Below are 26809 nucleotides of genomic sequence, written 5' to 3'. Positions count from 1 at the left end.
GCTTACAGGGGCGGGAAGTTCGGCGGGCGTCGCTCCAGGAAACTGGCGACGCCCTCCGCGAAGTCGGGGCGGCCGAAGGAGGCGATCATCTCCCGGACGGCCGCCGCGGCGGAGTCCTCCAGGGTGGCGTCCCAGTCGTGCCACACCTGCCGCTTGATCACCGCCATGGACGCCGGCGAGCTGTAGGCCGCGAGCTCCCGGGCGTACGCCTGCGCCTCGGAGAGCACGCCCTCCCCCGGCACGACCCGGTTGACCAGCCCGAGCTCGTCGGCCTCGGCCCCGGTGAACACCCGCCCCGACAGCAGGACGTCCATGGCCCGCTGCTGCCCCATCAGCCTGGGCAGCACCCACGACAGCCCGTACTCCGCGATCAGCCCCCGGCGCGGGAACGCCGTGGTCCACTTGGCGTCCGCGGCCGTGAAGACGAGGTCGCAGACGAGCGCGTGCACCATGCCCAGCCCCGCGCAGGCCCCGTTGACGGCGGCGATGATCGGCTTGCCGATGGTGGTCGGGAAGGTGTTGGGCCGCGGATCGGGCTCCTGGTCGTAGGTGCCGTTCTGGATCGCCGCCAGCGCCTTGAAGTCCGCGCCCGAGCAGAACCCCTTGCCCGCGCCCGTGACCACGACGGCCCGCACCTCCGGGTCCTTCTCGGCCTCCGCCAGCAGGTCGAAGTAGCGCCGCCCCATGGCGTCCGTCCACGCGTTGAGGGTGTCGGGACGGTTGAAGGTCAGCGTGAGTACGCCCTGGTCGAGGGATGAGAGCACGAGTTCTGCCATGCCCTAACCGAACCATGTTCTAGCCCGGGAAGGCAAGGACGGCTAGCGGTGATGGACGAAGGCGGGGCTCAGGACGCTGGTGTCGTAGTAGCGGTGGAAGACCGGGGTGACGCCGCCCGACATCGGGGGCACGATCCACGACCAGTCCGCCGGGCAGACCCGCCCGGCCTTCTCCTCGCGCGACAGGTGGGTGAGGAAGCGGCGCGACTCGGTGTGGTGATCGGTCATCGTGACCCCCTCCCGCTCGAACGAGTGCAGCACCGCCACGTTCAGCTCCACCAGCGCGTGGTCCCGCCACAGGGTCCGCTCGGTCGAGGTGTCCAGCCCGAGCCGCTCCGCGACGACCTTGAGCTGGTCGTACCTGTCGGCGTCCGCGAAGTTGCGGGCGCCGATCTCGGTGCCCATGTACCAGCCGTTGAAGGGCGCGCACGGGTAGCAGATGCCGCCGATCTCCAGGCACATATCCGAAATGGCCGGTACGGCGTGCCAGCGCAGGCCCAGCTCCTCGAACCACTGATACTCCGGATGCACCAGCGGCACCTCCAGCACGACGTCCCCCGGCAGGTTGCAGAGCAGCGGATCGCCCAGGCTCGGCTGGATGATCACCGGCAGCACGTCGAACCGGGTGCGCCTGCCCTGCCAGCCCAGCGCCTTGGCCAGGTCGGTGAGCTCCGCGTTGTGCGGGTCCCCCACGATGCGGCCCTCCCGGGTGCGGTGGCCCGCGTACCGGATGAGCTGGTCGTTCAGGATCCGGGGCCCGCGCAGCGCCGGGGTGTCGGGCGGCAGGACGGTGACGGTGGGCCTGATCTTGCCGCCCCCGGTCGCCTCGCGCAGGTGCTGCACGCACTCCAGGGCGACCCCCTCGGCCGTGGTCACCTGCCTGCGGTCGCGCACCTTCAGCGAGCGCCAGTAGAGCCGCCCGATGCACCGGTTGCTGTTGCGCCAGGCGACCCGGGCGCCGAACTCGAGCTCCTCGTACGTGTGCGTGTAGGTCCCGTGGCGGGCCACGTCCCGGGAGACGTCGCGCAACCGGGCGTGCAGGCCTCCGGCCTGGGGGTTCTCGGCGTGGAAGAGCCTGATGAAGCGCTCCGCCTCGCGGAAGTCGGTGGTTCGCTCAAGCACCGCCTGCACGGTCAGGGCATCGAAGGGGCGCAGGCTCGTAATCCAGGTACGCACGCGGCAATCCACACTTCTCCGTCATCGGATCGCCCCGCCGATTCCGGGTCGGCGACACGTCCTGGTGGCGGCGCCCTCTCCTCGCCCCCGTCGACCTGCCCGCGGCTCCCGGCCCAGAGGACCGGTAACCCATCCTTACCTGCCGCCCTCTGCTTTGTCCCGCCAAACCACGAAATGAACGCGCCCCGGGAGGCCCCGGGGCGCGGTGAGCGGCTACCGGCTCGCGTGGTCCCTCCAGACGCACGTGAGGTGGATGACGCGGCTGCGGTGCCAGCGCTTGCCGGCCTTGACCTTGTAGGGCAGTTCCCCGGCCGGGACGCTGATCGACAGCCGGTCCGCGGGCACGGTCGTCACGCCGCCCACGGTCACGGGCTGGGCCGGCTCGATGTACTCCTCGTCCACGAGCTCGGCCACCTTGGCCTTGGAAAACTTGACGACCTTGCCGTCGGTCAGCCAGCACGTGAGCGGGCCGGCCGGGAAGTCCGGCTCGCCGTGGACCCTGACCAGCCCCTCGCCGCGCACCTCGATCGGACCGTCGTCGGCCAGCGCGGACCCGGCCATGCCGGCCAGGGCGAGCGCGGCGGCGGTGAGGACGACGGCGGCGCGTCGCTTGAACATTGGGGTCTCCTTCCCCGAGTCGATGAGACAGCCCGAGGGTGGCGCGGCGCACCTGAAGGGGGGCTTAAGGCACCCGAAGAGATCTTCAGGTTCACCAGCTCGCCGACCCCGATGTGACCGCGGTTTTTCGAGGAAAGGGACGGTGTGCGCGGGGCGGGTCAAGGCGTTCGTGAGCCCCTGGGCCACCAGTTCCAGCACCTCCCGCTCCCGCTCCGACAGCACGGGCACGGCGGGCCGCCGCCCGGCCAGCCGCGCGGCGACCGAGGGCGAGAGCACCGTCCGGCCGCCGGCCGCCGCCCGCACGGCCGAGGCCAGGTCCGCCCGTGACACGTCCTTGAGCAGGTATCCGGCCGCGCCCGCGGAGACGGCCCGCAGGATCTCCCCCTCGTCCTCGTACGTCGTCAGCACGATGACCCGGTGGCCGGGCCCCAGCCGTTCGATGGCGCTGACCCCGTCCCCGCCCGGCATGCGCAGGTCCATGAGGATCACGTCGGGCCGCAGCCGGGGCACGACGACCACGGCCTCGTCCCCCGACCCGGCCTCGCCGACCACCTCCATGTCCGGCTCGGCCAGCAGCATCCCGCGCAGCCCCTCGCGGACGATCGGATGGTCGTCGACGATCATCACCCGGAGCACGGCAGCTCCACGGCGAGCGTGGTCCCCTGGCCGGGCGAGCCGGTGATCAGGACGGTGCCGCCGAGCCGGATCACCCGGCTCCGCATCGCGCGCAGGCCGTACCCGTCGCCGCCGGTCGAGGGGTCGAAGCCGCGCCCGTCGTCGGCGATCGACATCCGTACGGCCGGGCCCGGCACGTGTTCGAGGGCCAGCCGTACGGAGCGGGCGCGGGCGTGCTTGCGCACGTTGGCCAGCCCTTCCTGGGCGGCCCGCACCAGCGCCTCCGCCACGAGGGCGGGCACGTCGGCGGCCCCCGCGACGCTCACCTCCACGGGCAGCTCGAATCCCTTGGCCAGCCGCTCCAGCGCCTCCTCCAGCGAGGCGCCCTCCAGCGCGGGCGGCGCCAGGGCGGCGATGAGCGCGCGGGTCTCGGACAGGTTCTCCTTGGCCGTCCGCATGGCCCGCCGCACGTACGGGTCGTGCTCGTCCCCCGCGGCCTGCAGCAGCATCACGATGCTCGCGAACCCCTGGGCCAGCGTGTCGTGGATGTCACCGGCCAGCCGCTCGCGTTCGGCCAGCATCCCTGCCTCCTTGCTCACCTCGGCCAGCTCCTCCCGCGTGCGGTCGAGCTCCGCGATCAGCCGGGCCCGCTCGGTGTTCTGCCGCCCGAGCCGGTCGATGAACACCCCCAGCAGCGTGCTGGCCGACAATCCCAGGACGATCGCCACCGCGATCAGCAGCGGGTGCGAGCCGTTCTCGGCCATGAGCTGGATGGCGGGCCCGGTGAACATGGCCACCGTCACGGCCACGGCCCGCGCCCGCCGCAGCGCCATGAACGTCATGGGGATCAGCGCCGACAGCGCGACGGCGGACTGCGGCGCGAGCAGGTCGGCCGGGGTGAACAGGACGAGCATCGCGGCGGCGTGCCACCAGCCCTCCCTGGTGGGGGCGACCGGCGCCCGCACGGCCTTGCGGCCCCACAGCGCGTACGAGGCGGTGATCAGGAGCAACAGGATGACGGCGACCGGCGCCCCGTCGTCCACCACGACGGTGATGATGGTGGCGATCAGCACGATCGCGAAGTACGCGTCCCAGAAGGGATAGGAACGCAGCCAGGCGTTCTCCGCCCGCGCGTCCACGGGACTGCCCATGATCGGCATTTTAGCGGGGACATGTCCACCGATCGGGGGACAGACCGCTGTCCCGCGCCGCGCGATCGTGTGCGTATGACACAGAAGACGTATCTCCGCCTGATGCTCGCCCTGACCATGGTCTACGGGGTCGTGATCGCCCTGCTCGCAGTGCTCCAGACCGGCGGCGTCGGCGTCGTCGCCATCGTCGGCGGCCTCGTCGTCGGCCTCGGCCGGGCGCTGACCGGCGTCGTCGCCAAACGCCCCTCCTGACCTGTCCCGCTTCCCCCGGGGATCATTCGGCCTGCGGCTCCTCGTAAGGGATGCGGTTCAGGTGCAGGATCTCGCCCAGCGTCCCCCACTGGTCGCCGCCGAGCTTGGCCGGCGCGTGCAGGAGCTCGGCGTCGGGCCGGCCGTTGACGAAATACTCCTCGTGCACCGCCGCGAGGAAGTGGCGGTGTCGCGGATGAGGTGCAGCATCGGCTCGCAGGAGAAGTTGACCACGAACTCGCCGGTGTCCTCGACGTTGCGCAGGGAGTCCTTGCGGCCGATCGAGGTGAACTGCACGATCGGCGGGTCGGTGCCGGCGATGCTGAAGAAGGAGTGCGGGGCGAGGTTCTCCACCGCTCCGTCGGGGGTGACCGTGGAGACCCACGCGATCGGCCGCGGAACGACGACCGAGCGTAGTGGCCGCCACGCGGAGAGACCGGGCTCCAGGAACGACTGAGGCCCCCTGTCCTTGATCCAGGAAGGGGGCCCGAGCTGTGGAACCGAAGCTCCCGCGATAGGACTCGAACCTATAACCTGCCGGTTAACAGCCGGCTGCTCTGCCGTTGAGCTACGCGGGATCGTGCGTCTGCGCATTTCGTCGGGGGTTGTGGGCCCCTTCGTCGTGCGCAGGAATAGATTAGCGCACTCCTGGAGTGCGTGTCGCATCGCAAGCGGGGTAGGCCCGGAGACAGCGGAGGTGCAAAATGCGTTATCGAGTGACATTCGCTGCGGGTCTGGCGATCGGCTACGTGCTGGGCAGCCGGGCCGGGCGCGAGCGGTACGAGCAGATCAAGCGGACGGCACAGCGCGTCGCCGACAGCCCCCGGGTGCAGGAGGTCGCCGGGGTGGTGGGCGCGCAGGCGTCGAGGCTGGCCGGGGCGGCCAGGTCGAAGGTGGGTGCGACGTTGCAGCACCGCATCCCGTTCCTCAGTGCCGACAACCACCATCCCGACACGGGCACGGGCTGGCCTGAAGAGGACATCGTGGACAAGAAGGCCCGCGAGAGCGGCATCCCTTACTGATCCGGCAGAGCAGGGCATGGGCGTGGACGCCCCACACGGCTCCGTACGGGCGTCCACAGCTGGGCGGGCGTCACACGCCCATGCTCCGCCGCAGCCCTTCCAGGGCCTGTTCGGCCTGCGCGCGCAGGCCCGGGTCCTCGGGGTCGAGGCCGTCGTCGAAGACGAAGGTCCAGCCGCGCACCTCGCCGCCGGGCCGGCGCCTGGCCACCAGCCGCACGCCGCCCCTCCCCGGGAGCTTCACGTGCTTGTTGACCACGATCGTGGAGTTGACGCGCTCCCGCACGGTCTCGGGCAGCATCCGCGGCTCGGTGACCCGCTCGGCGTGCCACGTGCCGTCCGTGGTGAGGATCCGCACCCCGTCGTCGTCCCACGACGCCTTGTCGACCTTCTCGTACGGCACCCGCGTCCCGTCCGTCAGGTAGAGGGCGAGGTTCGTGGCAACCACATAGCCGGAGACCGCCCCGGCGGCGAACGTCAGCACCCGCTCCCCGGGCTCGGTGGCCAGGGACTTGCGCACGTCGGCGGGCAGGCGACGGAAAATGCTCATTCCTCCACGTTATCGGCGAGCAGATCGAGGGTGAGCGCCGCGCTCCACGAGAAGTCCCTGCACCCGCGCCCGCTGCCGTCGAAGGGGTCGAAGCACTCCCGGAATCCGGCCTGCCGGACCAGGCGCAGGGTGCCGTTGGCGAGCTGCTGGCCGAGCTGGTCGAGCGAGTGCACGGCCGCGGCCCTGCGCAGCAGCCAGTTGGTGTTCACCCAGGAAGGGCCGCGCCAGTAGCGCGTACGGTCGAACTGGGGCGCCCGGATCTCGCAGCTCGGCACCGGATAGCCGGTGGCCCCCATGAACCTGGCCGACTCCAGCACCTCCACCGCCGCGTGCAGGTGGTCGCTGGGCAGCCCGGGATCCAGCAGCGGCCCGAACCCGCCTACCGTGCAGACCCGGATCAGCCGGTCGGTCCGCAGGTCGCGGGCGTAGAAGCAGCCGTCCCACAGGCGGTCGAGCATGGCCTGCCTGATGCGGTCCGCCTGCTCGGCGTGGGGTACGGGGTCGGCGCCCGCCAGCGGCGCCAGCTCGGCCAGGGCCTGGCAGGAGGCCAGCCAGATCCCGTTGAACATCGGGTCCTCAATGGCGAACGGATGTTCGTCCCGCAGGTATTCGGCCCGATACCCGGCGTCCCGGTAGCGCATGGCCAGCCAGACGTAGCGGTCGTGGTCGCTGTCGGGGTGGCGCTCCTCCAGCTCCACGTGGCGGTAGCCGTACCTGATCGCGGGCAGCGCGTTCAGGGCCTCGTCCCAGGAGGGGCTGTCGTCCATGCCCGACTCCCAGGGGTGCACGATCGCCGCCAGGCCCGCGCCGCCGAGATCGCGGGCCGAGGAGAGGTAGGCGTGCTGGGCCACCAGCGCCGGGTACGCCTTCCTGACGAACGCGACGTCGCCGGTGTGCCGGTAGAACCACCAGAGAGCCAGCGCGTGCAGCGGCGGCGAGGTGAGCCCCGATGTGAGCACACGTGGCGCGGCCTCGTGCTCCTGCGAGCGCCACACGGACGGCCCCGGGAAGTACGCCTCGCGCGTGTGGAAGACGATGTGCGGCACCATGCCGGTCGCCCACTGCCCCCGCAGCAGGCTGAGCAGCTCGTCGCGGGCCCGGTCCGGCCGGTGCCTGGCCAGGCCGATCACGACGAACGCGGAGTCCCAGCTCCATTGGTGCGGATAGAGACCTGGCGCGGGCACGGTGCCCGTGCCTGTCCAGTTCGCCTCGAGCACGGCCAGAGCCTCGCGCCCGAGCGCGGCATCGTCGACCGCGGGCCGCGCCTCCATCACACAACTATGCCTGGGGAAACGCCAGGACGCTATGTCCTCTTGACCCACTTCGACAGGAGCATGACCCCGAACGCCACGGCACCGATGATCAGTCCCCACTTGAGCAGCGTGAGAGCGAAGCCCACAAGGGGGCCGAGGAGTACGAGTGCGGCCACGACGGCCGCGATGATCAGCAGAATTCGTCCCATGCCCGCAACGGTAAAAGATCCTTTAAGCGAATTGCAGGCGATGCAGGGTTGAATCAGGGACAAGTCAGGGGTCACCCCTACTCTTGGAACCAACCGGCCGATCCCCCCGTTGTGCCGGTAGGAGCAAGGGTTCGGGGGCGGCCTGCTTCACGGGGAGCGTGATGAGCCTGGGACCACCTATGAGCAGGGAGGGCGTCGAGCACGCGCTGCGCGCTCGAGCCGACGAACGCGACCGCGTCTCCGGCGACCTGCTCGATCTCGAATCCCACACCACCTATCAGCTGCTCAAGGGAGCCTCCTTACGCGGGGAGACGCAGCGGAGATGGGCCGCGGCGCAGGAGTCGCTGGTCACGCTGTGGTCTCTGAACGACGCGTACCGGGGGGTGCTGCGCGACGCTGAGCAGATCAGGGCCACGCGCGCCAGGGTGACCCCCGAACAGCTGAGCCGGCTGACGGAGCTGCTCGTGGGCCCGTCCGTGGTGCTGCGGGCCACCGCCAAGCCGGTCGAGCAGCGCTCGCTGCTCCCCCAGAAGGACGAGCGGCTGACCCTCGACCAGACCCTGACGCGGATGGACGCCGCCTTCCGCGAGGTCACCTCCGCCCTCAACGACATCGACGCGGTGTGGAACGCCGTGCTGCCCCGCCTCGACGGCGCCGACAGCGACCTGCGCCACATCCGCGACCTCGAACGCCAACTGGGCGAGGGTGCCGACCTGACCGCGCAGGAGGCCGAGCTGAAGCGGCTGCGCGGCTCGGTGCTCGAAGACCCCCTGGGCCCCTCCGCCGAGCCGGACCTCGACCGGCTGACCCGGCTGCTGGCCGGCTCCCGCGCGGAGCTGGAGCTGGCGCTCACCGTCAAGGACGAGTTCGGCAGGCGGCGGGAGGACCTCGTGGCCGCGCTCGACCGGGTGCGGGCGGCCGAGAGCGAGGCCAGGCTGGCCCACGGCGCGGTCGTCGTGAAGATCGCCCTGCCGCCCCAGGCCCAGCCGCGCGGCCGGGCCGAGTCCCTGGCCGCCGATCTGGACGCGCTCGACGCCTCGGCCGACACCTGGGTGCTGCGGGCCAAGCGGCTGGCGGCGCTGGAGGAGGAGGCCCGCAAGGCCGCCGAGCAGTCGCAGATGACGGCCAAGGCGCTCTACGGCCTGGTCAGCAGGCGTGACGAGCTGCGCGGGCGGCTCGGCGCCTGCCAGGTGATGGCGGTGCGGAAGGGGCTGGCGGAGGACCCGGCGGCCTCCGAGCTGTTCGAACGGGCGCGCGTGCTGCTGTGGACCGCGCCCTGCGATCTGACGAGGGCGGCGGCGGCCGTCGAGACGTACCAGCGCGCGATTCACGGAGGTAAGCCATGACCCGCTGCGCGCAGCCGGGCTGCACGGGCACGATCGAGGACGGCTACTGCGACCTGTGCGGCCACTCGGCGAGCGCCCCGGCGCCGGCGCCGGTGTCTGCTTCCGGGCCTGCCTCTGTTCCCGTGCAGACCCAGCCGGTGAGCAGATCCGTCACCTCTCCGGTGAGCAGCGGCAGGTCGCGGGCCGGCGTGCTGGCCACCATCGCCGACCTGCCGTCAGTGCCTTACCGCGACCCGGCCACCGCCGTGATGGCCGACCCCGTCGTGCCCGAGAACAAGCGGTTCTGCGCCAATCCGGCATGCGAGCAGGAGGTCGGGCGCTCCAGGGAGGGCCGGCCGGGGCTGGCGGACGGGTTCTGCCCGCACTGCCGCACGCAGTTCTCGTTCACCCCCAAGCTGGACAAGGACGACCTGGTGGGGGACCAGTACCGCGTGCTGGGCTGCCTGGCGCACGGCGGGCTCGGCTGGATCTACCTGGCCTCCGACGAGAACCTCGACGGCATGTGGGTCGTGCTCAAGGGCCTGCTCAACACCAACGACGCCGAGGCGCTGAAGTCGGCGGAGGCCGAGCGGAAGTTCCTCACCACGGTCGACCACCCCAACATCGTCAAGATCCTCAACTTCCAGCGCTCCGGCGGCTTCGGCTACATCGTCATGGAGTACGTCGGCGGCCAGTCGCTGCTCGACCTGCGCCGCCAGGGCCCGCTGCCGCTGCGCGAGACCCTCATGTACGGCCGGGAGATCCTGCAGGCGTTCGCCTACCTGCACGAGCGCGGCATTGTCTACTGCGACCTCAAGCCGGCCAACGTGATCCGGGTCGGCAAGCGGCTCAAGCTCATCGACCTGGGCGCGGTGCTGCCCATCGGCGCGCCGCCGGGCTCGGGCTGGGCCACGCCCGGCTACCACGCCCCCGAGGTGGAGAGCCACGCCGCCGCCGCCACCGCCGACCTCTACACCGTGGCCAGGACGCTGGCGGTGCTGGCGATCCCGGGCTTCTCCCCGTACGCGAACGGCGTGGCCAACCCGCTGCCCGAGGACTGCGGGCACCCGTCGTTCACCCGGCTGCTGCGCAAGGCCACCGCCGTCAATCCCGCCGACAGGTTCCAGAGCGCGGAGGAGATGGAGGAGCAGCTCGTCGGGGTGCTGCGGGAGGTCTGTGCCATCGAGGACAAGGTCCCGTACCCGGCGCCCTCGCCGATGTTCGGGCCCGAGCGGACCGCCGTGGGCACGGCGCTGGCGGAGGAGAGCGACGTGGTGTTCGGGCCGCTCGACCCGGTGGCCGTCGCGCAGGCGCTGCCGGTGCCGCTGGTCGACCCCGCCGACGCGGCCGCGGGCGCGCTGGCCGGGCTGCTGGGCAGCGACGGCAAGGAGCTGATGGACCAGCTCGCCGCGCTGCCGAAGACGCCCGAGACGAAGCTGATGCGGGCCAGGCTGCTGGCCGAGGGGGCCGCGGCCGAGGCCCCCGTCGCGCTGCACGAGCTGGACATCGAGCTGCCCCGCGACTGGCGGGTCACCTGGTACCGCGGAGTCCTGGCGCTGACCACGGGGCGGCCCGAGGAGGCCGTCGCGATGTTCGACGCGTGCCTGTCGGCGCTGCCCGGCGAGCTGGCGCCGAAGCTGGCGCTGGCGTTAGCGCTGGAGTGCGCGGGCAAGCCCGCCGCCGGCTGGTACGAGGCCGTCTGGCGGACCGACCACTCGTACGTGAGCGCGGTGTTCGGGCTGGCCAGGTCTGGCCGGATGAGCGTCCTCGACGAGGTGCCCACCCACTCGGTCTACCGGGCGCGGGCGCAGGTGGCGCTGGCGGTCTCCGTCGTACGGGGGGCCGACCTGAGCAGGCTCACCACGGACGACCTGGTGGGCTCGGCCGACCGGCTGGCCAAGCAGGCCGACCTCGACCCGCGCCGCCGCGACGTGCTGACCGCCGAGCTGCTCACCTCGGCGCTGACCTGGCTCGAGAGCAGCTCGCCGCCGAAGGGCGCGCGGCTGGCCGAGGCGCCGTTCACCGAGCAGGGGCTGCGCAGGCGGCTGGAGTCGATCTTCCGCAAGCTGGCCGTCGCGGCCGAGTCCCGCCAGGAGCGCCACGCCCTCATCGACCAGGCGAACGCCGTACGGCCGAGGACGTGGGTCTGATGAGTTGTCCCGTGTGTGAGGCGCCCGTGCTCGCGGGTGACACGTACTGCGAGGCGTGCGGGCACACCCTGGGGGCGCCGACCTGCGCGTCGTGCGGCGCGGCGGCCGTGGACGCCGAGGGCTACTGCGAGCGGTGCGGCCTGCGCCAGCCCACCGACAGGGACCACGCGGAGAGCGTGATCGACGGCGGCGCGGCGGCCGTGACCGACAAGGGCCTGCGCCGCAGCCGCAACGAGGACGCCGTGGCGCTGCTGACGTCCGGCGACGCGATCGTGACCGTGGTCTGCGACGGCGTGGGCAGCTCGCCCAGGGCCGACGAGGCGTCCGCGGTGGCCGTCGAGACCGCCTCGGCGGCGCTGGCCAGGGGGCTGGGGCAGGAGGAGGCGTTCGAGCTGGCCGGGCGCGCGGTGACCAAGCTCGCCACGTCCGTGGACGACGCCCCCGCCTGTACGTACATCGCCGCCGTGGTCGAGCGGGGCCGGATCACGCTCGGCTGGGCCGGCGACACCAGGGCCTACTGGCTGCCGGCCCCGGCGGGCCGGCCCGGCGTCATGCTGACCGTGGACGACGCGATCGAGACCGGCGAGATCACCGGCTGGCTGGGCGCCGACGCCGTCGACGTCCCGCTCCACATACGCACCCTCACCCCGGAGGAGCCGGGCCTGCTGCTCGTCTGCAGCGACGGCCTGTGGCGCTATCTGGACGGCTACGCCTTCCCCGGCTCCGGGACCCCCATCGACATGGCCCGCGAGATGCTGCGCCACGCGCTCGACTCCGGCGGCCAGGACAACGTGACCATTGCCTTGATCCCCCTAGGAGTGACGCATGGGTGACCAGCCGACTTTCACCTTGACCATCGACCAGAACAAGTACCTCTCCACCGACGGCCGCGACGTGCACGCCATCCTCACGGTCAGCTCCAGCGGCGGCGTCACCACCCAGTCGGTCGCCGCCGAGGCCGCCGAAGTGATCATCATTGACACGTCCGGCTCGATGAGCGGCAGCAAGATCCGCGAGGCCAGGCAGGCGGCCACAACCGCCGTCCACACCCTGCGCGACGGGGTCTACTTCGCGGTGGTCGCCGGCACCGAGCGGGCCAAGGTCGTCTACCCCGGCGGCAACACCAATTTGGCCAAGGCGAGCTCGGCCACCAGGGCCGAGGCCGAGCGGGCGATCAGCCGGTTGAGCGCGCACGGCGGCACCGCCATGGGCGAGTGGCTGAAGCTGGCGGGGCACCTCCTCTCGGCGCACCCGTCGGCGATCCGGCACGCGCTGCTGATGACCGACGGCCAGAACAACGAGCGGCCCGAGGTGTTCGCCTCGGTGCTGGCGGGCTGGAGCGGCAAGTTCGTGTGCGACTCCCTGGGGATCGGCGAGGACTGGGTGCCCGGCGAGCTGCGGAAGGTCGCGGAGGCCATGCTCGGCTCGTTCGACTTCGTACGCAACCAAGGGGATCTGTCGGAGTACTTCCGCAGGCTGACGCAGACGTCGATGAGCAAGACCGTGGCCGAGCTGTCGCTGCGGGTGTGGGTGCCGCAGACCGCGACGCTGAAGTTCGTCAAGCAGGTCTCCCCCACGCTGCTCGACCTGACCGGCAAGCGCACCGACGTGAACCCGCTGACCGGTGACTACCCGACCGGCTCCTGGGGCGCGGAGGAGCGCGAGTACCACATCTGCGTGGAGGTGCCGCCGGGGCAGATCGGGCACGAGATCAGGGCCGGCTGGGTCAAGCTCGTACGCCCCGACACCCAGGAGGTCGTGGCCAGCGGGAACGTGCTCGCCCAGTGGACCGACGACCTGGCGCAGTCCACCCGGATCAACGGCAAGGTCGCCCACTACACCGGCCAGGCCGAGCTGCACGAGCTCATCCAGGACGGCCTCAGCGCCCGGGCGATGGGCGACGTCGACACCGCGACCGCCCGCCTGGCCAAGGCCCAGCAGCTGGCCGCCCAGTCGGGCCGCGAGGACACGGCCAGGCTGCTGGAGAAGGTGGTCGAGGTCGATCCGGCCACCGGCACGGCCAGGCTGCGCAGGAACGTGGGCAAGGCCGACGAGCTCGAGCTCGACACGGACTCCATCCGTACCAGCCGGCTGCGCAAGGAAGGAAACTGATGGCCACCTGTCCGCAGGGGCACCCGTCAGGCGCCGACGACTACTGCGACGTCTGCGGCGCCCAGATGGGGGGCGCGCCCGCGGCGGCGCCCCAGCCCCAGGCGCCGGGCCCGTCGGCCGAGGCGTGCCCGGTCTGCCAGACGCCGCGTGCCGGGCAGTTCTGCGAGGTGTGCGGGCACGACTACACCGGCGGCAGCGCGCCTGTCTCGGTCCCCGTGCAAGGGGTCCGGTTCGAGGCCGTCACGGCGGCCGACCGGACCTACTACGAGAAGGTCGTCGCCGAGGGCGGGCCCGACGCGGCGACGATGGCGTTCCCGCCCTACTGCCCTGAGCGCTCGTTCGCGCTGATGGGCGAGCAGGTACGCATCGGGCGGCGCAGCAGGGCCAGGAGCCTGGCCCCCGAGATCGACCTGACCGGGCCGCCGGAGGACCCCGGCGTCTCCCACCTGCACGCCGTGCTGCTGGCGCAGCCGGACGGCTCGTGGATGCTGGTCGATCCCGGCTCCTCCAACGGCACCCAGGTGAACGGCAAGCCCGTCAAGGTCAACGTGCCCGTCAGGGTCGGCGCGGGCGACAGGATCCACCTGGGCGCGTGGACCGTCATCACCATCAGGGAGGGCACGCCGTGACCCTGGCACAGCCCCAGGCGCCCCAGGCGCCCGCGGTGCAGGCGGCGGGCGGCCCGCCGCCGGCGCGCCGGAGCGTGCCCGGCAGGATCCGGGTCATCACCGGCATCACCGTCGCCTCGCTGGCGCTGCTGTTCGGGGCGATCGCGGTCGGCAGCATGACCGCCCGCGAGGGCCTGCAGGTCATCGGGCGTGACGCGGGTCCGCAGGTGGTCGCCACCGCCGATCTCTACCTGGCGTTGAGCGACATGGACGCGCAGGTGGCCAACGTGCTGGTGATGGGCGACCAGTACGCGCCGCAGCGCGCGCAGGCGCTCGACCGCTACGAGGCGGCGCGCTCCAGGGCCAACCAGGCACTGATGCAGGCGCTCTCGCTGGCCGACACCAAGGCCGAACAGGAGACGGTCCACTCGGTGCTCGACCGGCTGGGCCGCTACGAACGGCTGACCGGCCAGGCCCTGCTGCTGGACGAGCGCTCCAAGCACGCGCCGGGGCCGCCGCCCCAGGACGTGGTGCTCACCTACCGCGAGGCCACCAAGCTGATGCGGGTCCAGCTGCTGCCCCAGGCGTACAACCTGACCTTGGAGAGCGGCACGATCGTGCGTGCCACCTACGACGAGAAAGCCGTCATGGTGCCCCTCCTGCGGGTCGCCGTGGTGCTGGCCGGGCTGCTCGCGCTGGGCTGCCTGATCTGGCTGCAGGTCTTCCTCGCGCGGCGCTTCCGCCGGGTGTTCGGTCCCGCGCTGCTGGTCGCCACCGTGACGACCGCGGTCGCGCTGATCTCCGGGATGAACGTGCTCGCGCAGGACGAGAACGCGCTGCGCACGGCGAAGTCGGCCGGGTTCGACTCGGTGCTGACGCTGGCCAAGGCGCGCTCGATCAGCAACAGCATGCAGGGCGACCAGAGCCGCTACCTGCTCGACAAGGAGTGGGCCGACACCTACGAGCACACGTTCCTGGACAAGGCGATGTCGGTCGTCTACCTCACGGCGGGCAACCTGCGGACCTATCACGACCAGGTCGCCAAGGGCGGCGACGACGTCCTCGGCCTGCTGGGGCCCGAGCTCGTCGGCGAGCAGGGCGACCAGGCGATGGAGGCGTACCGGAGCTTCCAGGCCGCCGACGGGAAGTTCCGCGAGCTGGTGGCCGGCGGCAGGACCAACGAGGCGGTCGCGGAGCGGCTCGGGCCGGTGACCCAGGCGTTCGACGCCTATGACCGCGCGCTGGTGTCGCTGTCCGCCGGGCACCAGGCCGTGTTCACGCGGGCGATCCAGACCGGCGAAGGCTCGCTGGACAACCTGTGGCGGCTGCTGCCGTTCGCCATCGGCGCGATCGGCCTGCTGGTGATCGCAGGGGTGTGGCCACGACTCAAGGAGTACCGGTGAAGCGGGCGTTGGCAGCGGTGCTGGCCCTGTTCGCGACGGTCGTCGCGGGCTGCGGGACGGACGGGCAGGAATCGGTCCTGGACAAGGACCAGATCGTCATCGCGGTACGGCCCGACCTGCCGTCGGTCGGGTTCCGCCGCCCCGACGGCGGGTTCGAGGGCTTCGACGTGGACGTGGCCGCCTACATCGCGCGCAAGCTGCACAAGCAGGCCTCCTACATCCCCGTGCTGGCCGCCGACCGGCAGAAGGTGCTCACGGACGGCAAGGCCGACCTGGTGCTGGCCACGTTCACGATCGACCAGGAGCGCAAGAAGGGCGTGCTGTTCGCGGGGCCGTACCACATCTCCTACCAGGACATCCTGCAGCGGCCCGAAGAGACGATCAAGAACGTGCGCGAGCTCAAGGGCCGCAAGATCTGCGCGGTCAAGGGCTCGAACGCGGCCCAGCGGGTCGTGCAGGAGCGCGAGGTGCCGGCGGAGCTGGTGCCGTTCGACGACTACAAGGCGTGCCTGACGGCGCTGAAGAGCAAGCAGGTCGACGCGGTCACCACCAACGACGTCATCCTGGCGGGGCTGGCCAACCAGGACGGGACGGGGCTGAAGCTGGCCAACGCGCAGTTCAACGAGCAGCGCACCGGGGTGGGCATGCGCAGGGGCGACGTGGCCGGGTGCGAGGCGGTCAACCGGGCGATCACCGACATGTACCAGGACGGGACGGCCGGGCGGCTGCTGCACCAGTGGTTCGGCAAGTCGGGGCTGGACCTGTCGACGGTCGCGGTGCCGCAGTTCGAGGGCTGCTCCTGACGGCTTTCGGCATGGGAAGGGCCCGGGCGATCAGGCCCGGGCCCGTTCCCTTGGGATCCCTCCGGATCAGTCCAGATAGTCCCTCAGCATCTGCGCCCGCGTCGGGTGGCGGAGCTTGGCCAGGGTCTTCGACTCGATCTGCCGGATGCGCTCACGCGTGACCCCGAACTCCCTGCCCACCTCCTCCAGCGTGCGCGGATGGCCGTCGGCCAGGCCGAAGCGGAGCTGGATGATGCGCTGCTCGCGGTCGGACAGCGTGGCCAGGATGTCGTCGAGCTGGTCCTGCAGCATGATGAAGGCCGCGGCCTCCATAGGCACGACAGCGTCGGCGTCCTCGATGAAGTCGCCGAGGTCGGAGTCCTCCTCACCGATCGGCGACTGCAGGGACACGGGCTCCTGGGCGATGCGCTGGATCTCCACCACGCGATCGACAGGGAGGTCCATCTCCTTGGCGATCTCCTCGGGAATCGGCTCGCGGCCGAGGTCCTGGTGGAGCTGGCGCTGCACTCGCACGAGCTTGTTGATGGTCTCCACCATGTGCACGGGAATGCGGATCGTCCGCGCCTGGTCGGCGATGGCCCTCGTGATCGCCTGCCTGATCCACCAGGTGGCGTAGGTGGAGAACTTGTAGCCCTTCGTGTAGTCGAACTTCTCGACCGCCCGGATGAGCCCGAGGTTGCCCTCCTGGATCAGGTCCAGGAACAGCATGCCGCGGCCCACGTACCGCTTGGCGATCGACACCACGAGCCTGAGGTTGGCCTCGATGAGCCGCTGCTTGGCCCGGGTGCCCTGCCAGACGAGCTCCCTGAACTCCGGGAAGGCCAGGCGCGAGACCCCGCTGCCCAGCTTGTCCTCGGCGAACAGACCGGCTTCGATCGACTTGGCGAGCTCCACCTCCTCCTCTGCGGTCAGCAAAGGCACACGGCCGATCTCCCGTAGATAAATACGGACCAGATCACTGGTCGGCGCCCGCTTGCCAACGTCTTCCTCATCGGCGCGGGTGGTCTCCTCGTCGCCCTGGGGCTCGAGGACCTCCACGCCGTTCTCGGCGAGCATGCGCACGACACGTTCCAGCGCGTCGGACGGCAACTCGGATCGGTCAAGCGCGGCTGCGACGTCATCGACGGTTACGCTCCCGCGCTCTCTTCCCTTCGCGACGAGGTCCGCCACCTGATCTACCGATGGCGGACTGCTTGGCAGCACCGATGCACCCACGGGAGACAGTCTGCAGTATTGGTTCCATCAAATGGCAGACCCATTTTTGTCACCGAAGGTAAGGCGAACGTCCTTACCGAATTGAGATCGTTTAAAGGTTTAGCCGGAGTTTGATCAGGAAAGTAAAGTCAATTACGCGGTCTGGATTCCCGGCGCCCGGCGACACCCCCCGGTCGGACGCAACTCTTTCGCTGCCCCGAAGTCGTTGCACATCCTCTTTGTCGCTTATTGGACCGAGCCAGGTTCCCTGGTCAACCGCCCTGGTATGCCGCTTGTCATCGCGGCCGAACTGTTATCAACCGCCCGCGTGGTATGCCCGCTTCACAGGGGTTTGGTAGTCGTCCGCGACCTGGCTCGCGCCGGAGTCCACATCGATGCGGACCTGCCGCGTCCGGCCTCCGCCGTCCACACGGATCGTCACCTCCCGCTCCCCCGTCCAGGTGGCGGCCGCGGGCTTCTGTACGGCGATCTTCTCGCTCACCCGCCTGCTCGCCAGGTCGTACACCACCAGGCCCGGGGCCTGGCCCGGCACGTACACGGCGATCCTGCGCCCGTCGGCCGCCAGCGCCGCGACCTTGCCGTCGCCGTGCCACTCGGGCAGGTTGAAGCCGACGATCTGGGGCGGCGTGTCGCGGCGGAGCACGCGCCCGCGCAGGTCCGTGACGGCCAGGTCGGTCGTCGAGGCGCTCCGGACGAGCAGCATCTCACCGCCGTCGCCGCTGAAGCCGGCCGGGTTCCAGTCGAAGGGGGCCGGGAGCGAGCCGATCCTCTTCCCGGTGACGGCGTCGAACACGCGGCCCCGGTTGGTGCCGTCGTTGCCGTAATAGGCCAGCCGGCGGCCGTCCGGCGACAGCATCAGCGTCGTCTCGTCCGCGCCCACCTCGTTCCTGGGCTGCTTGACCGATCCCACGCGCTTGCCCGACGGGTAGGTGACGAGCGCTCTGTCCCCGGCCCTGAAGTAGGCCATCCGGGCCCCGTCGGCGCTCACCGCGACCGGCCGGTGGCCCTCCCCCAGCGCCTTCAGCGTGCGCGTGGCGCCGCTGCGGAGCACGACCTGGAGCGTCCGGCCCTTGAGCGCCTCCGCGTAGCGGATCGGGTCGCCAGCGGCCCCTGCGGCCGGCATGACCGCGAACGGCGCCAGCAGGGCGGCCACGACGGCGAGGTGGCTCACTCTCACTTCGGCACCCCCGCGCGAATCGTGTACTTGTCGACCAGCTTGGTGGCGCCCGTCGCGGCGTCGAGCGCGTAGACCCAGGTGGTCCACTGCCCCTCCTCGTCGGAGCCTTCGTCGCGGCGGAGCTCGAGCCGCCCGCCCGGCCCCCAGGCCAGGCTCGACGTGCCCTGCTTCGCCTTGACCGGTTTGGCCTTGCCCGCCCATGCGCGGGCCCGCAGGTCGTACGTCCGCACCCGCTCGGGCTGCTTGCCCGCCGTGGGCAGCCGTACCAGGAGCGTGTGGCCGTCCGCCGCCAGCGCGAGCTCGGAGTTCCTGGACACGACCTCCTGGGGCGGCGTGTCGGCGACCGGCTCGCCGTCCAGCGGGTACGCGAGCACCTCGATCGTGTTGTCGTCCTTCGCCCTGGTCGCGAGCACCTCATCGCCGTCGGCGCCGAACCCCTTCGGCACGTCGCTCACCGGCAGCGTCCTGACCGTCTCGCCGGTCGCCGCGTCGACCACCAGCGCCGCCCGCTTCTTCGCCGCCTCCGCGAAGCCGACCAGCAGGCGGCGGCCGTCGGGCGACAGGAACAGGTCGACGTACTTGGTGCCCACGCCCTTGCCGTAGGAGGGCAGCACGGTCGCCTTGCCGCCGGGCCACCGCTCGACGACCACCCGGTTGTCGCGGGCCCTGACGTACGCGATGGTGCCACCGTCCCCGCTGACCTCGAACGGCGCCGGATCGTCCTCCACCTCGTCGGCCCGCGCCCCGTCGGCCTCGGTGGCGTACCGGGCGGCGTCGGGGAACTTCACCCAGCGGCCGTCGCGGAGGTAGAGGTACCAGGGGGCCTTCTTGCACGGCATGAAGTAGTCACCGCCGCAGTTGGGCAGATGAACGGCCCGGACCGGCGCCCCCTCGGCCGCACTCGCCCCCGCCGCACCAACCGTTCCGGCCACCATCGCCACGGCCGCCAGCGCCCCAAGGGCCGACGCGATCTTGACTCTCACGCCGTTTTAGACCGCTTCACCGCCGCAAAGGTTGATCACGAACACATCACACCGCCCGCCGTTGCCCGCACCCCGGCAAGCGGCAAGCGCCGGCTGGCAGCTGCGCCCCACGACCGGCCAGACGCGGACGTCGCCGCCGAGCGGGCATCGCGCATGGAGCGCATCATGCGGGCCCACGGTCGCGCGACAACCTGCAGCACCACGGCCGGGCAGGCGGCGCGGGGGTCAGCTGCCGGCGGCGCGGTCGCGGAGGACGCGGCGCTGTTGCTCCAGCGCCACCAGCTCCCCGAAGAGCTTGTTGTACTCCTGCTGCTCCTCCACCGGATTGAGCCGCTGCATCCGCGACTTCGCCTGCGCGATGGCCCGGTCGACCGCGATGGCCTCGATGGCCGCCAGCATGGCGCCGGCGTAGCGTTCCTCGGCGTGCGCGTCCGCCTGGATGGGCTCCACCGCGAAGCGGGTCACCAGCCCCCGCGCCCCCTCCTCGTGCGCGTGCTCCAGCAACCGGTCGACCCACTCACGCCCGCCGTAGGCGCCGGCCACCACGCCGCCCGCGGCGACGATGACCTTGTGCAGCGTCACATGGTCGGGAGCCGTGAACGCCTGCGGATCGAGCGCGTCGAAGCGCGGCCCGAGCAGCGCGGGGCGCTGGACGGCGAGCTTGAGCAGCTCCCCCTCCACCCGCACGCTCGGATCGACGGGCGCCGCCTGGGGCGCGCGGCGCGGGCGGCCCTGCTGCGCCCCGCCCACCTCGGCGATGCGCTGCATCACGAACCGCTCGTCCATGAACCCCAGCCACCGGTCGAGGTCGATGGCGTAGCGCTTGCGCAGCCCGACGTCCTTGATCCCGGCCACGATCGGCGCGGCGGCGTCTAGTGCGGCGATCTTGCCTTCGTTGCTGCGCAGGTCGTAGCGGGAGATCGTGCTCCTGATCGCGAACTGGAAGAGCGGCTCGCGGCTCGCGATGAGGTCCCGCACGGCCGCGTCGCCCTGCTTGACCCGCAGGTCGCACGGGTCGAGCCCGTCGGGCTGCACCGCGACGTAGGTCTGGGTGACGAACTTCTGCTCGTCGGCGAACGCCCGCAGCGCCGCCTTCTGCCCGGCCGCGTCGCCGTCGAAGGTGAAGATCACCTCGCCCCGGAACTCGGCCTGGTCGAGCAGGAATCTGCGCAGGATCTTGATGTGCTCCTCGCCGAACGACGTGCCGCAGGTGGCCACCGCCGTCGGCACACCGGCCAGATGGCAGGCCATCACATCGGTATAGCCTTCGACGATCACGGCCTGAGCCCGCTTGGAGATCTCCCGTTTGGCGAGATCAATCCCATAAAGCACCTGGCTCTTCTTGTAAAGCGGCGAGTCAGGCGTATTCAGATATTTCGGACCATCATCGGAATCGAGCAACTTCCGCGCGCCGAAACCGATCACATCGCCCGTGGCGTCCCTGATAGGCCAGATCAGCCGCCCCCTGAAGCGGTCGATGGGCCCCCGCCGGCCCTCCTTGGCCAGCCCGCCCTTGACGAGCTCCTCGGCGGTGAACCCGCGCCCCAGCAGATGCCGCGTCAGCGCCTCCCATTCGGCCGGCGCGTAGCCGACCCCGAACATCTCGGCGTCGGCCCGCTCGAAGCCCCGCTCCGACAGGAACCGCCGCCCGGGCGCCGCGTCCGGCACGAGCAGCTTGTCGGCGTAGAACTCCGCCGCCGCCTTGTGCGCCTCGATCAGCCGGGCCCGCTCGCCGTGGTCGCGCCTGGGGACGTAACCGCCCTGCTCGTACTGCAGTGTGATCCCGGCCCGCTGGGCCAGCCGCTCGACCGCCTCGCCGAACGACAGATGCTCGATCTTCTCGACGAACGTGATCACGTCGCCGCCCTCGGAGCAGCCGAAGCAGAAGTACATCCCGCGCTCGGGGGTGACGTTGAACGACGGGCTCTTCTCGTCGTGGAAGGGGCACAGGCCCTTGAGGTTGCCGCCCCCCGCGTTGCGCAACTGGATGTGTTCGCCGATCACGTCGGCGATGGGTGAACGCTCACGTACGAGCGCGATGTCGACATCACGGATCCGGCCAGCCACGCCGGTGAGTCTATTCCGCCCCACCGACGGTTCCGCCCCTCCAGGCGCGGTACGGGGATAGGCGGGCATTACCTGTCGGTTGCTAAAGGGGGAAACCGGCTCTGCGGGGGCTCCCGGTCGGCTACAAAGGTAAAGGTTGTCGGTGGAAACGGTGACACGGGTGGAGATCATGCGTACGGGGCATCTCGGACGATGGGCGGCCGTCACGGCCGCCCTGTTGCTGACCGGCGCCTGCTCCCAGGCCACCGGCCTGGCGGGGGTCAACGCGACGTCGCCCTCCAGCCCGCCGGCCACGAGCCCGCCGGCCGCCACGCAGCCCGGCGAGTCGGCGGAGCCGGAGCCCGAGCACCAGGCGGCCGAGCAGCCGCCCAAGGGCGACGACCCGGTGAAGGTGCCGCCGCCGAAGCTGTCGAAGTACGAGTACACCTTCCCGGTCAAGGGCTGCAAGACGACCTACCAGCGCAAACTCCTCGTGCTGCCCAAGACGACGATCTGGGCGGCGCAGGGGTGCTCGTTCGTGGCGCCGATCGGCGGCGTCGTGGACGAGGTGAACATCCAGGACAAGTGGCGCGCGTCCACCGACGCGGGGGCCGCCCGCGAGGGCAGGTTCGTCACGATCATCGGTGAGGACGGCGTGCGTTACCTCGGCGGCCACCTCGACGCGATCGCCGACGGCGTCAGGCCGGGCGTCCGGGTCAAGGCGGGCCAGCTGCTCGGACGGGTGGGCCGGACGGGCAACGCCCGCGACACCGGACCCAACCTGTACTTCGCGATCTCGTGGAAGACGGGCCCGGCCTTCTGGTGGGTACGCAGGGGCATGGTCGAGCCGTGGGACTACCTCGACGCCTGGGCGACGGGCAACCGCACGTACTCGCCCAGGGAGGAGACGCTGGCGCTGCGCGGCAAGCTGGGCGAGACGCCGGGATGCGCCGTGCAGTGCGGGTCGAAGAAGGTCCCGCAGGCCGGCAAGACCCAGGGACCGAAGCCGAAGCACACCGACGACGGCGTGGTCACCGTCACCCCGTCGATAGCTCCTTTTGGTCAACAATGACGCGTGACCTGATGAGCTCCTGGATCTCGTCCACGACGTCCCAGACGTTGACGTTCATGCCGGCGATCACGCGGCCCTCGCGCAGCCAGTACACGATGAACTCCAGGCTCTGGGGCTCGCCGCGGTAGACGATCTCGTCGTAGCCCTCGATGTCGCCGGAGAACTCCATGCCCAGCTCGTACTGGTCGGTGTAGAAGTACGGGATCCGGTCGTAGACCACGTCCTGGCCGAGCATCGACCGGGCGGCGGCGGGGCCGCCGTGCAGGGCGTTGGCCCAGTGTTCGACGCGCAGGCGGCGCCCGTACAGGGGGTGGAAGGGCTCGGCCACGTCACCGGCGGCGAACACGTCGGGATGCGAGGTGCGCAGGGCTGCGTCGGTGAGGATGCCCTGGCCGACGTCGAGCCCGGCGTCGCGGGCGAGCCCGACCTCGGGCGCGGCACCGATGCCGACGATGACGAAGTCGGCGGCGAGCCGCTCGCCCGAGCTGAGCCGCACCCCGGTCTCGGTGATCTCAGCGGCGGCGGTGCCGAAGCGCAGGTCCACGCCCTTGCTGACGTGCAGGCGGGCGAACAGGTCGCCGAGCTCGTTGCCGAGCGACCGGTTGAGCGCGGTGGACTCGGGCTCGACGACGGTGACCTCGCAGCCGGCCGCGCGGGCCGCCGCCGCGGTCTCCAGCCCGATCCAGGACGCGCCGACGATGAGCACGCTGCCGGCGCCGGCCAGGCGCTCTTTGAGCGCCTCGCTGTCGTGCACGGTACGCAGGTAGTACGCGGGCCCCGGCAGGCGCCTCGGCGTGGCGCCGGTGGCGATGAGGAGCTTGTCGTACGGCTGGCGCGACCCGTCGCCGAGCCTGACCAGGTGGTTGTCGAGCTCGATGCGCGTGACGCGCGTGCCGAGCCGCAGATCGACGGCGTTGTCCGCGTACCACTCCGGGCCGTGGACGAAGATCGTCTCTCGTTCGCTCTTGCCCTGGAGGTACTCCTTGGACAGGGGCGGTCGCTCGTAGGGCCGTTCGCTCTCCGCGCCGATCAGCACGATCTCGCCGTCGAAGCCCTCCTCGCGCAGCGTCTCCGCGGCCTTGGCCCCCGCGAGTCCGGCTCCGACGATCACATATGTGGCCATGGCCGCAGTATCCGCCCGCGCGGGTCACGGGGAAAGCCGGGTGTCCCAGCTCATGGGGAAACTTGGTCAGCGGGAGAGCCTGCGGTGCCACGCCACCGCGGAGGTGTCGGTGAGCGAGGCGATCTGGTCGATCACCACGCGGACGCGGGCCGCGTCGTCGGCGGCGCCCAGGTACGCCGGTCTGAAGGCGGGCTCCAGCGTGCCCGGCGCGCCCAGCGTGATCATCGAGGCCAGCTCGGTGATGAGCTCGCGCTGCCTGGCCTGGTTGGCGTTGTGGTCCCTGGTGGCCATGACGAAGTGGGCGGTGACGCCTTTGAGCAGGGCGCACTCCAGGCGGGTGGCGTGGGGCACGACGAGGTCGGCGCGGTGGCGGGAGCCGTACACCTCCTTGGTGGCGGTCTGGGCCGAGCGGCAGAAGCGGCCGATGAGGCCGCTGGTGAGGGCTTTGAGCCCGGCCAGGTCGGCGAGCGTGGCCTCGAAGCGGCGCGGCCAGAGCGGATCGGTGATCAGCCTGGCGAAGATCTCCTCCAGCTCGCCGAGGTCGGCGTTGGGGGCGTACCAGGTGCGGGTGGTCTCGCACACCAGCGTGCGCTCGGCGGGCGAGCGCAGCGCCTCGGGGGTGACGTGGCCGGAGTGGAGCGCGTCCTCGAGATCGTGCACGGAGTAGGCGACGTCGTCGGCCCAGTCCATGATCTGCGCCTCGAAGCTCACCCGCCCGTCCGGCGCGCCATCCCGGATCCACCGGAACACGGGTAGATCATCGTCGTATACGCCGAATTTTGCGGATTTTTCGCATGTCCAGGGATATTTGATGGAAGCGTCGAGTGCCGCCCGCGTCAGGTTGAGCCCGGCGCTGCGGCCGTCCTCGGTGAGGACCTTGGCCTCCAGCCTGGTGAGCAGGCGCAGGCTCTGCGCGTTGCCCTCGAAGCCGCCGCACGAGGCCGACAGCGCGTTGAGCGCCATCTCCCCGTTGTGGCCGAACGGCGGGTGCCCCAGGTCGTGCGCCAGGCACGCGGTCTCCACCAGGTCGGGATCGACGCCGAGCGTGGCGCCCATCTCCCTGCCGACCTGACCGCATTCGAGGGAGTGCGTGAGCCTCGTACGCGGGATGTGCTGGCCGCCGCCGAGGGACTCGGCAGGGCCCACGACCTGCGTTTTCGCGGCCAGCCTGCGCAGGGCGGCACTGTGCAGCACCCGGGCGCGGTCGCGCTCGAACGCGGAGCGTTCAGGATTGCCGGGAGGTTCCGGAACCCAACGCTCCTGATCATGGTCGTCGTAGTAAGGCATTGCTTTGGTGATTTTATCCAGTTTCCGGTCTCCGCTAAGGTCAAGCCTCGCGAGAACCCCTTCCCCGGGAGCCCTCACCCCATGACGACAGCGTTCCGAGCAGTGCTGGCCTTCATCCTGCTCGCCGGCTTCTATGTTCTGGTCGGCCTCTTCCTGGTCGCCGCCATCTTCTTCGACGTCCTGCTCCTCGTGGACTTCCACGCCAACGCCCTCAAGGCCGCGATCGTCCTCACCCTGGTCGCGGGCGCCCTCGTACGGGCCCTGTTCGTGGTGAGCCGCCGCCAGGGCGGTGACCAGCCTGGCGTGCCGATCGGACGCGAGCACGAGCCCGTGCTGTGGCAGACGGTCGAGGAGCTCGCCCAGCGCGTGCGCACGGCGCCGCCGGACGAGATCCGGCTGGTGGCGGAGGTCAACGCGGCCGTCTCGGAGGACACGCGCTGGCTGGGGATGAAGGCGACGCGGCGGCGGATGTTCATCGGGCTGCCGCTGCTGCAGACGCTTACCGTGGACGAGATGCGCGCGGTGCTGGGTCACGAGCTGGGCCACTACAGCGGCGCGCACACGCGGCTCGGCGCGCCGGTCTACCGGGGGCGGGTCTCGCTCCTCGCCACCGTCCAGGGGCTGCGCAACCACCCGTTCGTGCAGCGCCTGTTCACCTGGTACGCCAAGTTCTACCTGCGGGTCTCGCAGGCCGTCTCGCGCAAGCAGGAGCTGGAGGCCGACCAGTTCGCGGTCGCGATCGGCGGGCGGCAGGCCATGGCGGGGGCGCTGCGCAAGATCCAGACCACCGCGACCGGCTGGGACGTCTACGTCGACAACTACCTGTCGCTCACCGGCGCGGGCGGCACCAGGCCGGCCTCGGTGTTCGGGGGCTTCCACGCGCTCATGAGCGACGGCGACCGGCAGGCCGAGATCGCCAAGCTGGGCGAGGAGCCGCAGGAGGTCTCGCCGTACGACTCCCATCCGAGCCTGGCCGAGCGCCTGGCCGCCATCGAGCACCTGCCGGAGCCGCCGCACGTCCCCGATCCCCGCTCGGCCCTGACGCTGCTGCGCGACGCGAACGTGGCGGTGCAGGCCGTGGAGCAGGCCATGTGGACGCCGGAGGCGCTGACCGGGCTGCGGCCGGTGTCATGGGAGGAGCTGGTGGCGCACGCCATGTACGCGGGCCGCAACGCCGACGCCCTCCACGACCTGGCGGTCGCCGGCCAGCGGGTGATGGGGGCCGCGCGGCCGTACCTGGACGCCGCCTTCGAGGCGATCGCCCGCGGCCGGCAGGCGGAGCTGGAGGCCGTCCTGCGCGAGCAGGGCTGGAACACGTCGGAGACCCTGCTCGCCGGGGTGCTGGGGCAGGCGCTGGAGGCGGTGCTGATCCAGCTCGGCGAGGCCAAGTGGACGCTGTCGTGGTCGGGGCCGGCGCGGCTGCTGTTCGACGACGGGGAGGAGGTGGCGCTGTCGGAGTACGCGGCCCAGGTGTCGGCCAATCCGGAGGCCGTCGCCGGGCTCCGGCGGTGGCTGGGGGACCACGGCATGCGCCACGACTACGTCCCGATCGAGGAGCCCTCCCCCGGGCATCCAGCCGCCCAGGCCGCGACGCCCTCGTTCTGACGCAGCGCCCGCTCGAACGCGGCGCGGTGCTCGGCGACCCGGTCGTGGCAGGCGCGCACCTGCGGCCCGTAGGCGTCGCAGATCAGCCGCACCCGCCGGGGCGCGCCCGCCCACCCGCTCCGCTCGAAGTGGCGCAGCAGCTCGTGCACGTACGCGGCCCGCTGCCCGGGCGCGCGGCGGACGGTGTCGCCGACGCGGACGACAGCATTGACGAAACCCCCAGGAAGGCGTGTCCCGGACATGGTCTCCAGACTCGCGGTTTGAAGCTTTTCTGTGGTCGAGGG

26 protein-coding genes, 1 tRNA gene and 1 pseudogene are annotated in these 26809 nt (G+C 71.2%); 11 read left to right on the top strand and 17 right to left on the bottom strand.

Annotation, left to right across the window (positions count from 1 at the left end; all coding sequences use genetic code 11):
* Nucleotides 1-2: 2 nt before the first annotated feature.
* From ACIBI9_RS17525 to ACIBI9_RS17510, 4 genes are all read right to left on the bottom strand, one after another.
* Nucleotides 3-776 carry an enoyl-CoA hydratase-related protein gene (locus ACIBI9_RS17525; RefSeq protein ID WP_397223119.1) on the bottom strand — a complete coding sequence of 258 codons (774 nt, stop codon included), beginning with the start codon at nucleotides 774-776 and terminating at the stop codon, nucleotides 3-5.
* Nucleotides 777-818: 42 nt separating this feature from the next.
* The gene (locus ACIBI9_RS17520; RefSeq protein ID WP_397223118.1) at nucleotides 819-1952 is read right to left on the bottom strand and encodes a nitric oxide synthase oxygenase; all 1134 of its coding nucleotides are present in this window, start codon (nucleotides 1950-1952) and stop codon (nucleotides 819-821) included.
* A gap of 213 nt (nucleotides 1953-2165) precedes the next feature.
* A complete protein-coding gene (locus ACIBI9_RS17515) occupies nucleotides 2166-3206 on the bottom strand; it encodes a response regulator (RefSeq protein ID WP_397223117.1) in 1041 nt (346 codons plus the stop codon).
* On the bottom strand, nucleotides 3194-4336 hold the full coding sequence (locus tag ACIBI9_RS17510; RefSeq protein ID WP_397223116.1) for a sensor histidine kinase: 1143 nt from the start codon (nucleotides 4334-4336) through the stop codon (nucleotides 3194-3196). Before ACIBI9_RS17510 ends, ACIBI9_RS17515 begins: the two co-directional genes overlap by 13 nt.
* Nucleotides 4337-4411: 75 nt before the next feature.
* Here ACIBI9_RS17510 and ACIBI9_RS17505 point away from each other — a divergent pair, with 75 nt between their 5' ends.
* Nucleotides 4412-4588 carry a hypothetical protein gene (locus tag ACIBI9_RS17505; RefSeq protein WP_397223114.1) on the top strand — a complete coding sequence of 59 codons (177 nt, stop codon included), beginning with the start codon at nucleotides 4412-4414 and terminating at the stop codon, nucleotides 4586-4588.
* Nucleotides 4589-4610: 22 nt separating this feature from the next.
* Here ACIBI9_RS17505 and ACIBI9_RS17500 read toward each other — a convergent pair whose 3' ends face one another.
* The 3 genes and pseudogenes from ACIBI9_RS17500 to ACIBI9_RS17490 all read right to left on the bottom strand — a co-directional run bounded on the left by ACIBI9_RS17500 (nucleotide 4611) and on the right by ACIBI9_RS17490 (nucleotide 5163).
* Complete coding sequence (locus ACIBI9_RS17500) at nucleotides 4611-4754, bottom strand: hypothetical protein (RefSeq protein ID WP_397223322.1); 144 nt, start codon at nucleotides 4752-4754, stop codon at nucleotides 4611-4613.
* 32 nt (nucleotides 4755-4786) lie between these two features.
* A pseudogene (locus ACIBI9_RS17495) lies at nucleotides 4787-4939 on the bottom strand (flavin reductase family protein); the annotation flags it as partial.
* A 152-nt stretch (nucleotides 4940-5091) separates the two neighbouring features.
* Nucleotides 5092-5163, bottom strand: a tRNA-Asn gene (locus ACIBI9_RS17490).
* 126 nt (nucleotides 5164-5289) lie between these two features.
* Between ACIBI9_RS17490 and ACIBI9_RS17485 the strand changes: the two genes are divergently transcribed.
* Nucleotides 5290-5607 carry a YtxH domain-containing protein gene (locus ACIBI9_RS17485; RefSeq protein ID WP_397223113.1) on the top strand — a complete coding sequence of 106 codons (318 nt, stop codon included), beginning with the start codon at nucleotides 5290-5292 and terminating at the stop codon, nucleotides 5605-5607.
* Nucleotides 5608-5677: 70 nt separating this feature from the next.
* Here ACIBI9_RS17485 and ACIBI9_RS17480 read toward each other — a convergent pair whose 3' ends face one another.
* The 3 genes from ACIBI9_RS17480 to ACIBI9_RS17470 are packed head-to-tail and all read right to left on the bottom strand — an operon-like array spanning nucleotide 5678 to nucleotide 7616.
* Nucleotides 5678-6154 carry a hypothetical protein gene (locus ACIBI9_RS17480; RefSeq protein ID WP_397223112.1) on the bottom strand — a complete coding sequence of 159 codons (477 nt, stop codon included), beginning with the start codon at nucleotides 6152-6154 and terminating at the stop codon, nucleotides 5678-5680.
* A complete protein-coding gene (locus ACIBI9_RS17475; RefSeq protein ID WP_397223111.1) occupies nucleotides 6151-7425 on the bottom strand; it encodes an amylo-alpha-1,6-glucosidase in 1275 nt (424 codons plus the stop codon). Before ACIBI9_RS17475 ends, ACIBI9_RS17480 begins: the two co-directional genes overlap by 4 nt.
* A gap of 32 nt (nucleotides 7426-7457) precedes the next feature.
* On the bottom strand, nucleotides 7458-7616 hold the full coding sequence (locus ACIBI9_RS17470; protein ID WP_350725179.1) for a hypothetical protein: 159 nt from the start codon (nucleotides 7614-7616) through the stop codon (nucleotides 7458-7460).
* Between the two features lie 179 nt (nucleotides 7617-7795).
* Here ACIBI9_RS17470 and ACIBI9_RS17465 point away from each other — a divergent pair, with 179 nt between their 5' ends.
* The 7 genes from ACIBI9_RS17465 to ACIBI9_RS17435 are packed head-to-tail and all read left to right on the top strand — an operon-like array spanning nucleotide 7796 to nucleotide 16017.
* Entirely contained in the window at nucleotides 7796-8962 is a 1167-nt protein-coding gene (locus ACIBI9_RS17465; protein ID WP_397223110.1) for a hypothetical protein, read from the top strand.
* A complete protein-coding gene (locus ACIBI9_RS17460) occupies nucleotides 8959-11091 on the top strand; it encodes a tetratricopeptide repeat protein (protein ID WP_397223109.1) in 2133 nt (710 codons plus the stop codon). The genes ACIBI9_RS17465 and ACIBI9_RS17460 overlap by 4 nt, the downstream gene beginning before the upstream one ends.
* A gap of 11 nt (nucleotides 11092-11102) precedes the next feature.
* A complete protein-coding gene (locus tag ACIBI9_RS17455) occupies nucleotides 11103-11924 on the top strand; it encodes a protein phosphatase 2C domain-containing protein (RefSeq protein WP_397223108.1) in 822 nt (273 codons plus the stop codon).
* Nucleotides 11917-13203 carry a VWA domain-containing protein gene (locus tag ACIBI9_RS17450; protein WP_397223107.1) on the top strand — a complete coding sequence of 429 codons (1287 nt, stop codon included), beginning with the start codon at nucleotides 11917-11919 and terminating at the stop codon, nucleotides 13201-13203. Before ACIBI9_RS17455 ends, ACIBI9_RS17450 begins: the two co-directional genes overlap by 8 nt.
* Nucleotides 13203-13832, top strand: coding sequence for an FHA domain-containing protein (locus ACIBI9_RS17445; RefSeq protein ID WP_397223106.1), 630 nt, complete (start codon nucleotides 13203-13205; stop codon nucleotides 13830-13832). Before ACIBI9_RS17450 ends, ACIBI9_RS17445 begins: the two co-directional genes overlap by 1 nt.
* A complete protein-coding gene (locus ACIBI9_RS17440) occupies nucleotides 13829-15214 on the top strand; it encodes a hypothetical protein (protein ID WP_397223105.1) in 1386 nt (461 codons plus the stop codon). Before ACIBI9_RS17445 ends, ACIBI9_RS17440 begins: the two co-directional genes overlap by 4 nt.
* A complete protein-coding gene (locus ACIBI9_RS17435) occupies nucleotides 15211-16017 on the top strand; it encodes a transporter substrate-binding domain-containing protein (RefSeq protein ID WP_397223104.1) in 807 nt (268 codons plus the stop codon). The genes ACIBI9_RS17440 and ACIBI9_RS17435 overlap by 4 nt, the downstream gene beginning before the upstream one ends.
* A gap of 66 nt (nucleotides 16018-16083) precedes the next feature.
* On the opposite strand, the gene rpoD is transcribed toward ACIBI9_RS17435, so the two are convergent.
* The 4 genes from rpoD to dnaG all read right to left on the bottom strand — a co-directional run bounded on the left by rpoD (nucleotide 16084) and on the right by dnaG (nucleotide 21459).
* The gene (rpoD, locus tag ACIBI9_RS17430) at nucleotides 16084-17187 is read right to left on the bottom strand and encodes an RNA polymerase sigma factor RpoD (protein ID WP_185072039.1); all 1104 of its coding nucleotides are present in this window, start codon (nucleotides 17185-17187) and stop codon (nucleotides 16084-16086) included.
* 340 nt (nucleotides 17188-17527) lie between these two features.
* Nucleotides 17528-18409, bottom strand: a complete 882-nt coding sequence (locus ACIBI9_RS17425; protein WP_397223103.1) for a hypothetical protein — start codon at nucleotides 18407-18409, stop codon at nucleotides 17528-17530.
* Nucleotides 18406-19392 (bottom strand): YncE family protein, encoded by a 987-nt coding sequence (locus ACIBI9_RS17420; RefSeq protein WP_397223102.1) that lies wholly within the window; start codon nucleotides 19390-19392, stop codon nucleotides 18406-18408. The genes ACIBI9_RS17425 and ACIBI9_RS17420 overlap by 4 nt, the downstream gene beginning before the upstream one ends.
* 225 nt (nucleotides 19393-19617) lie before the next feature.
* Nucleotides 19618-21459 carry a DNA primase gene (dnaG, locus tag ACIBI9_RS17415; RefSeq protein WP_397223101.1) on the bottom strand — a complete coding sequence of 614 codons (1842 nt, stop codon included), beginning with the start codon at nucleotides 21457-21459 and terminating at the stop codon, nucleotides 19618-19620.
* Nucleotides 21460-21601: 142 nt separating this feature from the next.
* On the opposite strand from dnaG, the gene ACIBI9_RS17410 reads away from it, so the two are divergent.
* Complete coding sequence (locus ACIBI9_RS17410) at nucleotides 21602-22510, top strand: M23 family metallopeptidase (protein WP_397223100.1); 909 nt, start codon at nucleotides 21602-21604, stop codon at nucleotides 22508-22510.
* Here the strand turns inward: ACIBI9_RS17410 and ACIBI9_RS17405 are convergent.
* Nucleotides 22476-23633, bottom strand: a complete 1158-nt coding sequence (locus ACIBI9_RS17405; protein WP_397223099.1) for an NAD(P)/FAD-dependent oxidoreductase — start codon at nucleotides 23631-23633, stop codon at nucleotides 22476-22478. The genes ACIBI9_RS17410 and ACIBI9_RS17405 overlap by 35 nt on opposite strands.
* Nucleotides 23634-23699: 66 nt before the next feature.
* The gene (locus ACIBI9_RS17400; RefSeq protein WP_397223098.1) at nucleotides 23700-24920 is read right to left on the bottom strand and encodes a deoxyguanosinetriphosphate triphosphohydrolase; all 1221 of its coding nucleotides are present in this window, start codon (nucleotides 24918-24920) and stop codon (nucleotides 23700-23702) included.
* An 81-nt stretch (nucleotides 24921-25001) separates the two neighbouring features.
* Here ACIBI9_RS17400 and ACIBI9_RS17395 point away from each other — a divergent pair, with 81 nt between their 5' ends.
* Nucleotides 25002-26525 (top strand): M48 family metalloprotease, encoded by a 1524-nt coding sequence (locus ACIBI9_RS17395; protein WP_397223097.1) that lies wholly within the window; start codon nucleotides 25002-25004, stop codon nucleotides 26523-26525.
* On the opposite strand, the gene ACIBI9_RS17390 is transcribed toward ACIBI9_RS17395, so the two are convergent.
* On the bottom strand, nucleotides 26459-26767 hold the full coding sequence (locus ACIBI9_RS17390; RefSeq protein ID WP_397223096.1) for a hypothetical protein: 309 nt from the start codon (nucleotides 26765-26767) through the stop codon (nucleotides 26459-26461). The genes ACIBI9_RS17395 and ACIBI9_RS17390 overlap by 67 nt on opposite strands.
* Nucleotides 26768-26809: the final 42 nt, after the last annotated feature.

This window comes from Nonomuraea sp. NPDC050451 (assembly GCF_044458585.1).
The sequence above is the reverse complement of the archived record's forward strand: the minus strand, read 5'-3'. Positions and strand labels throughout refer to the sequence as shown.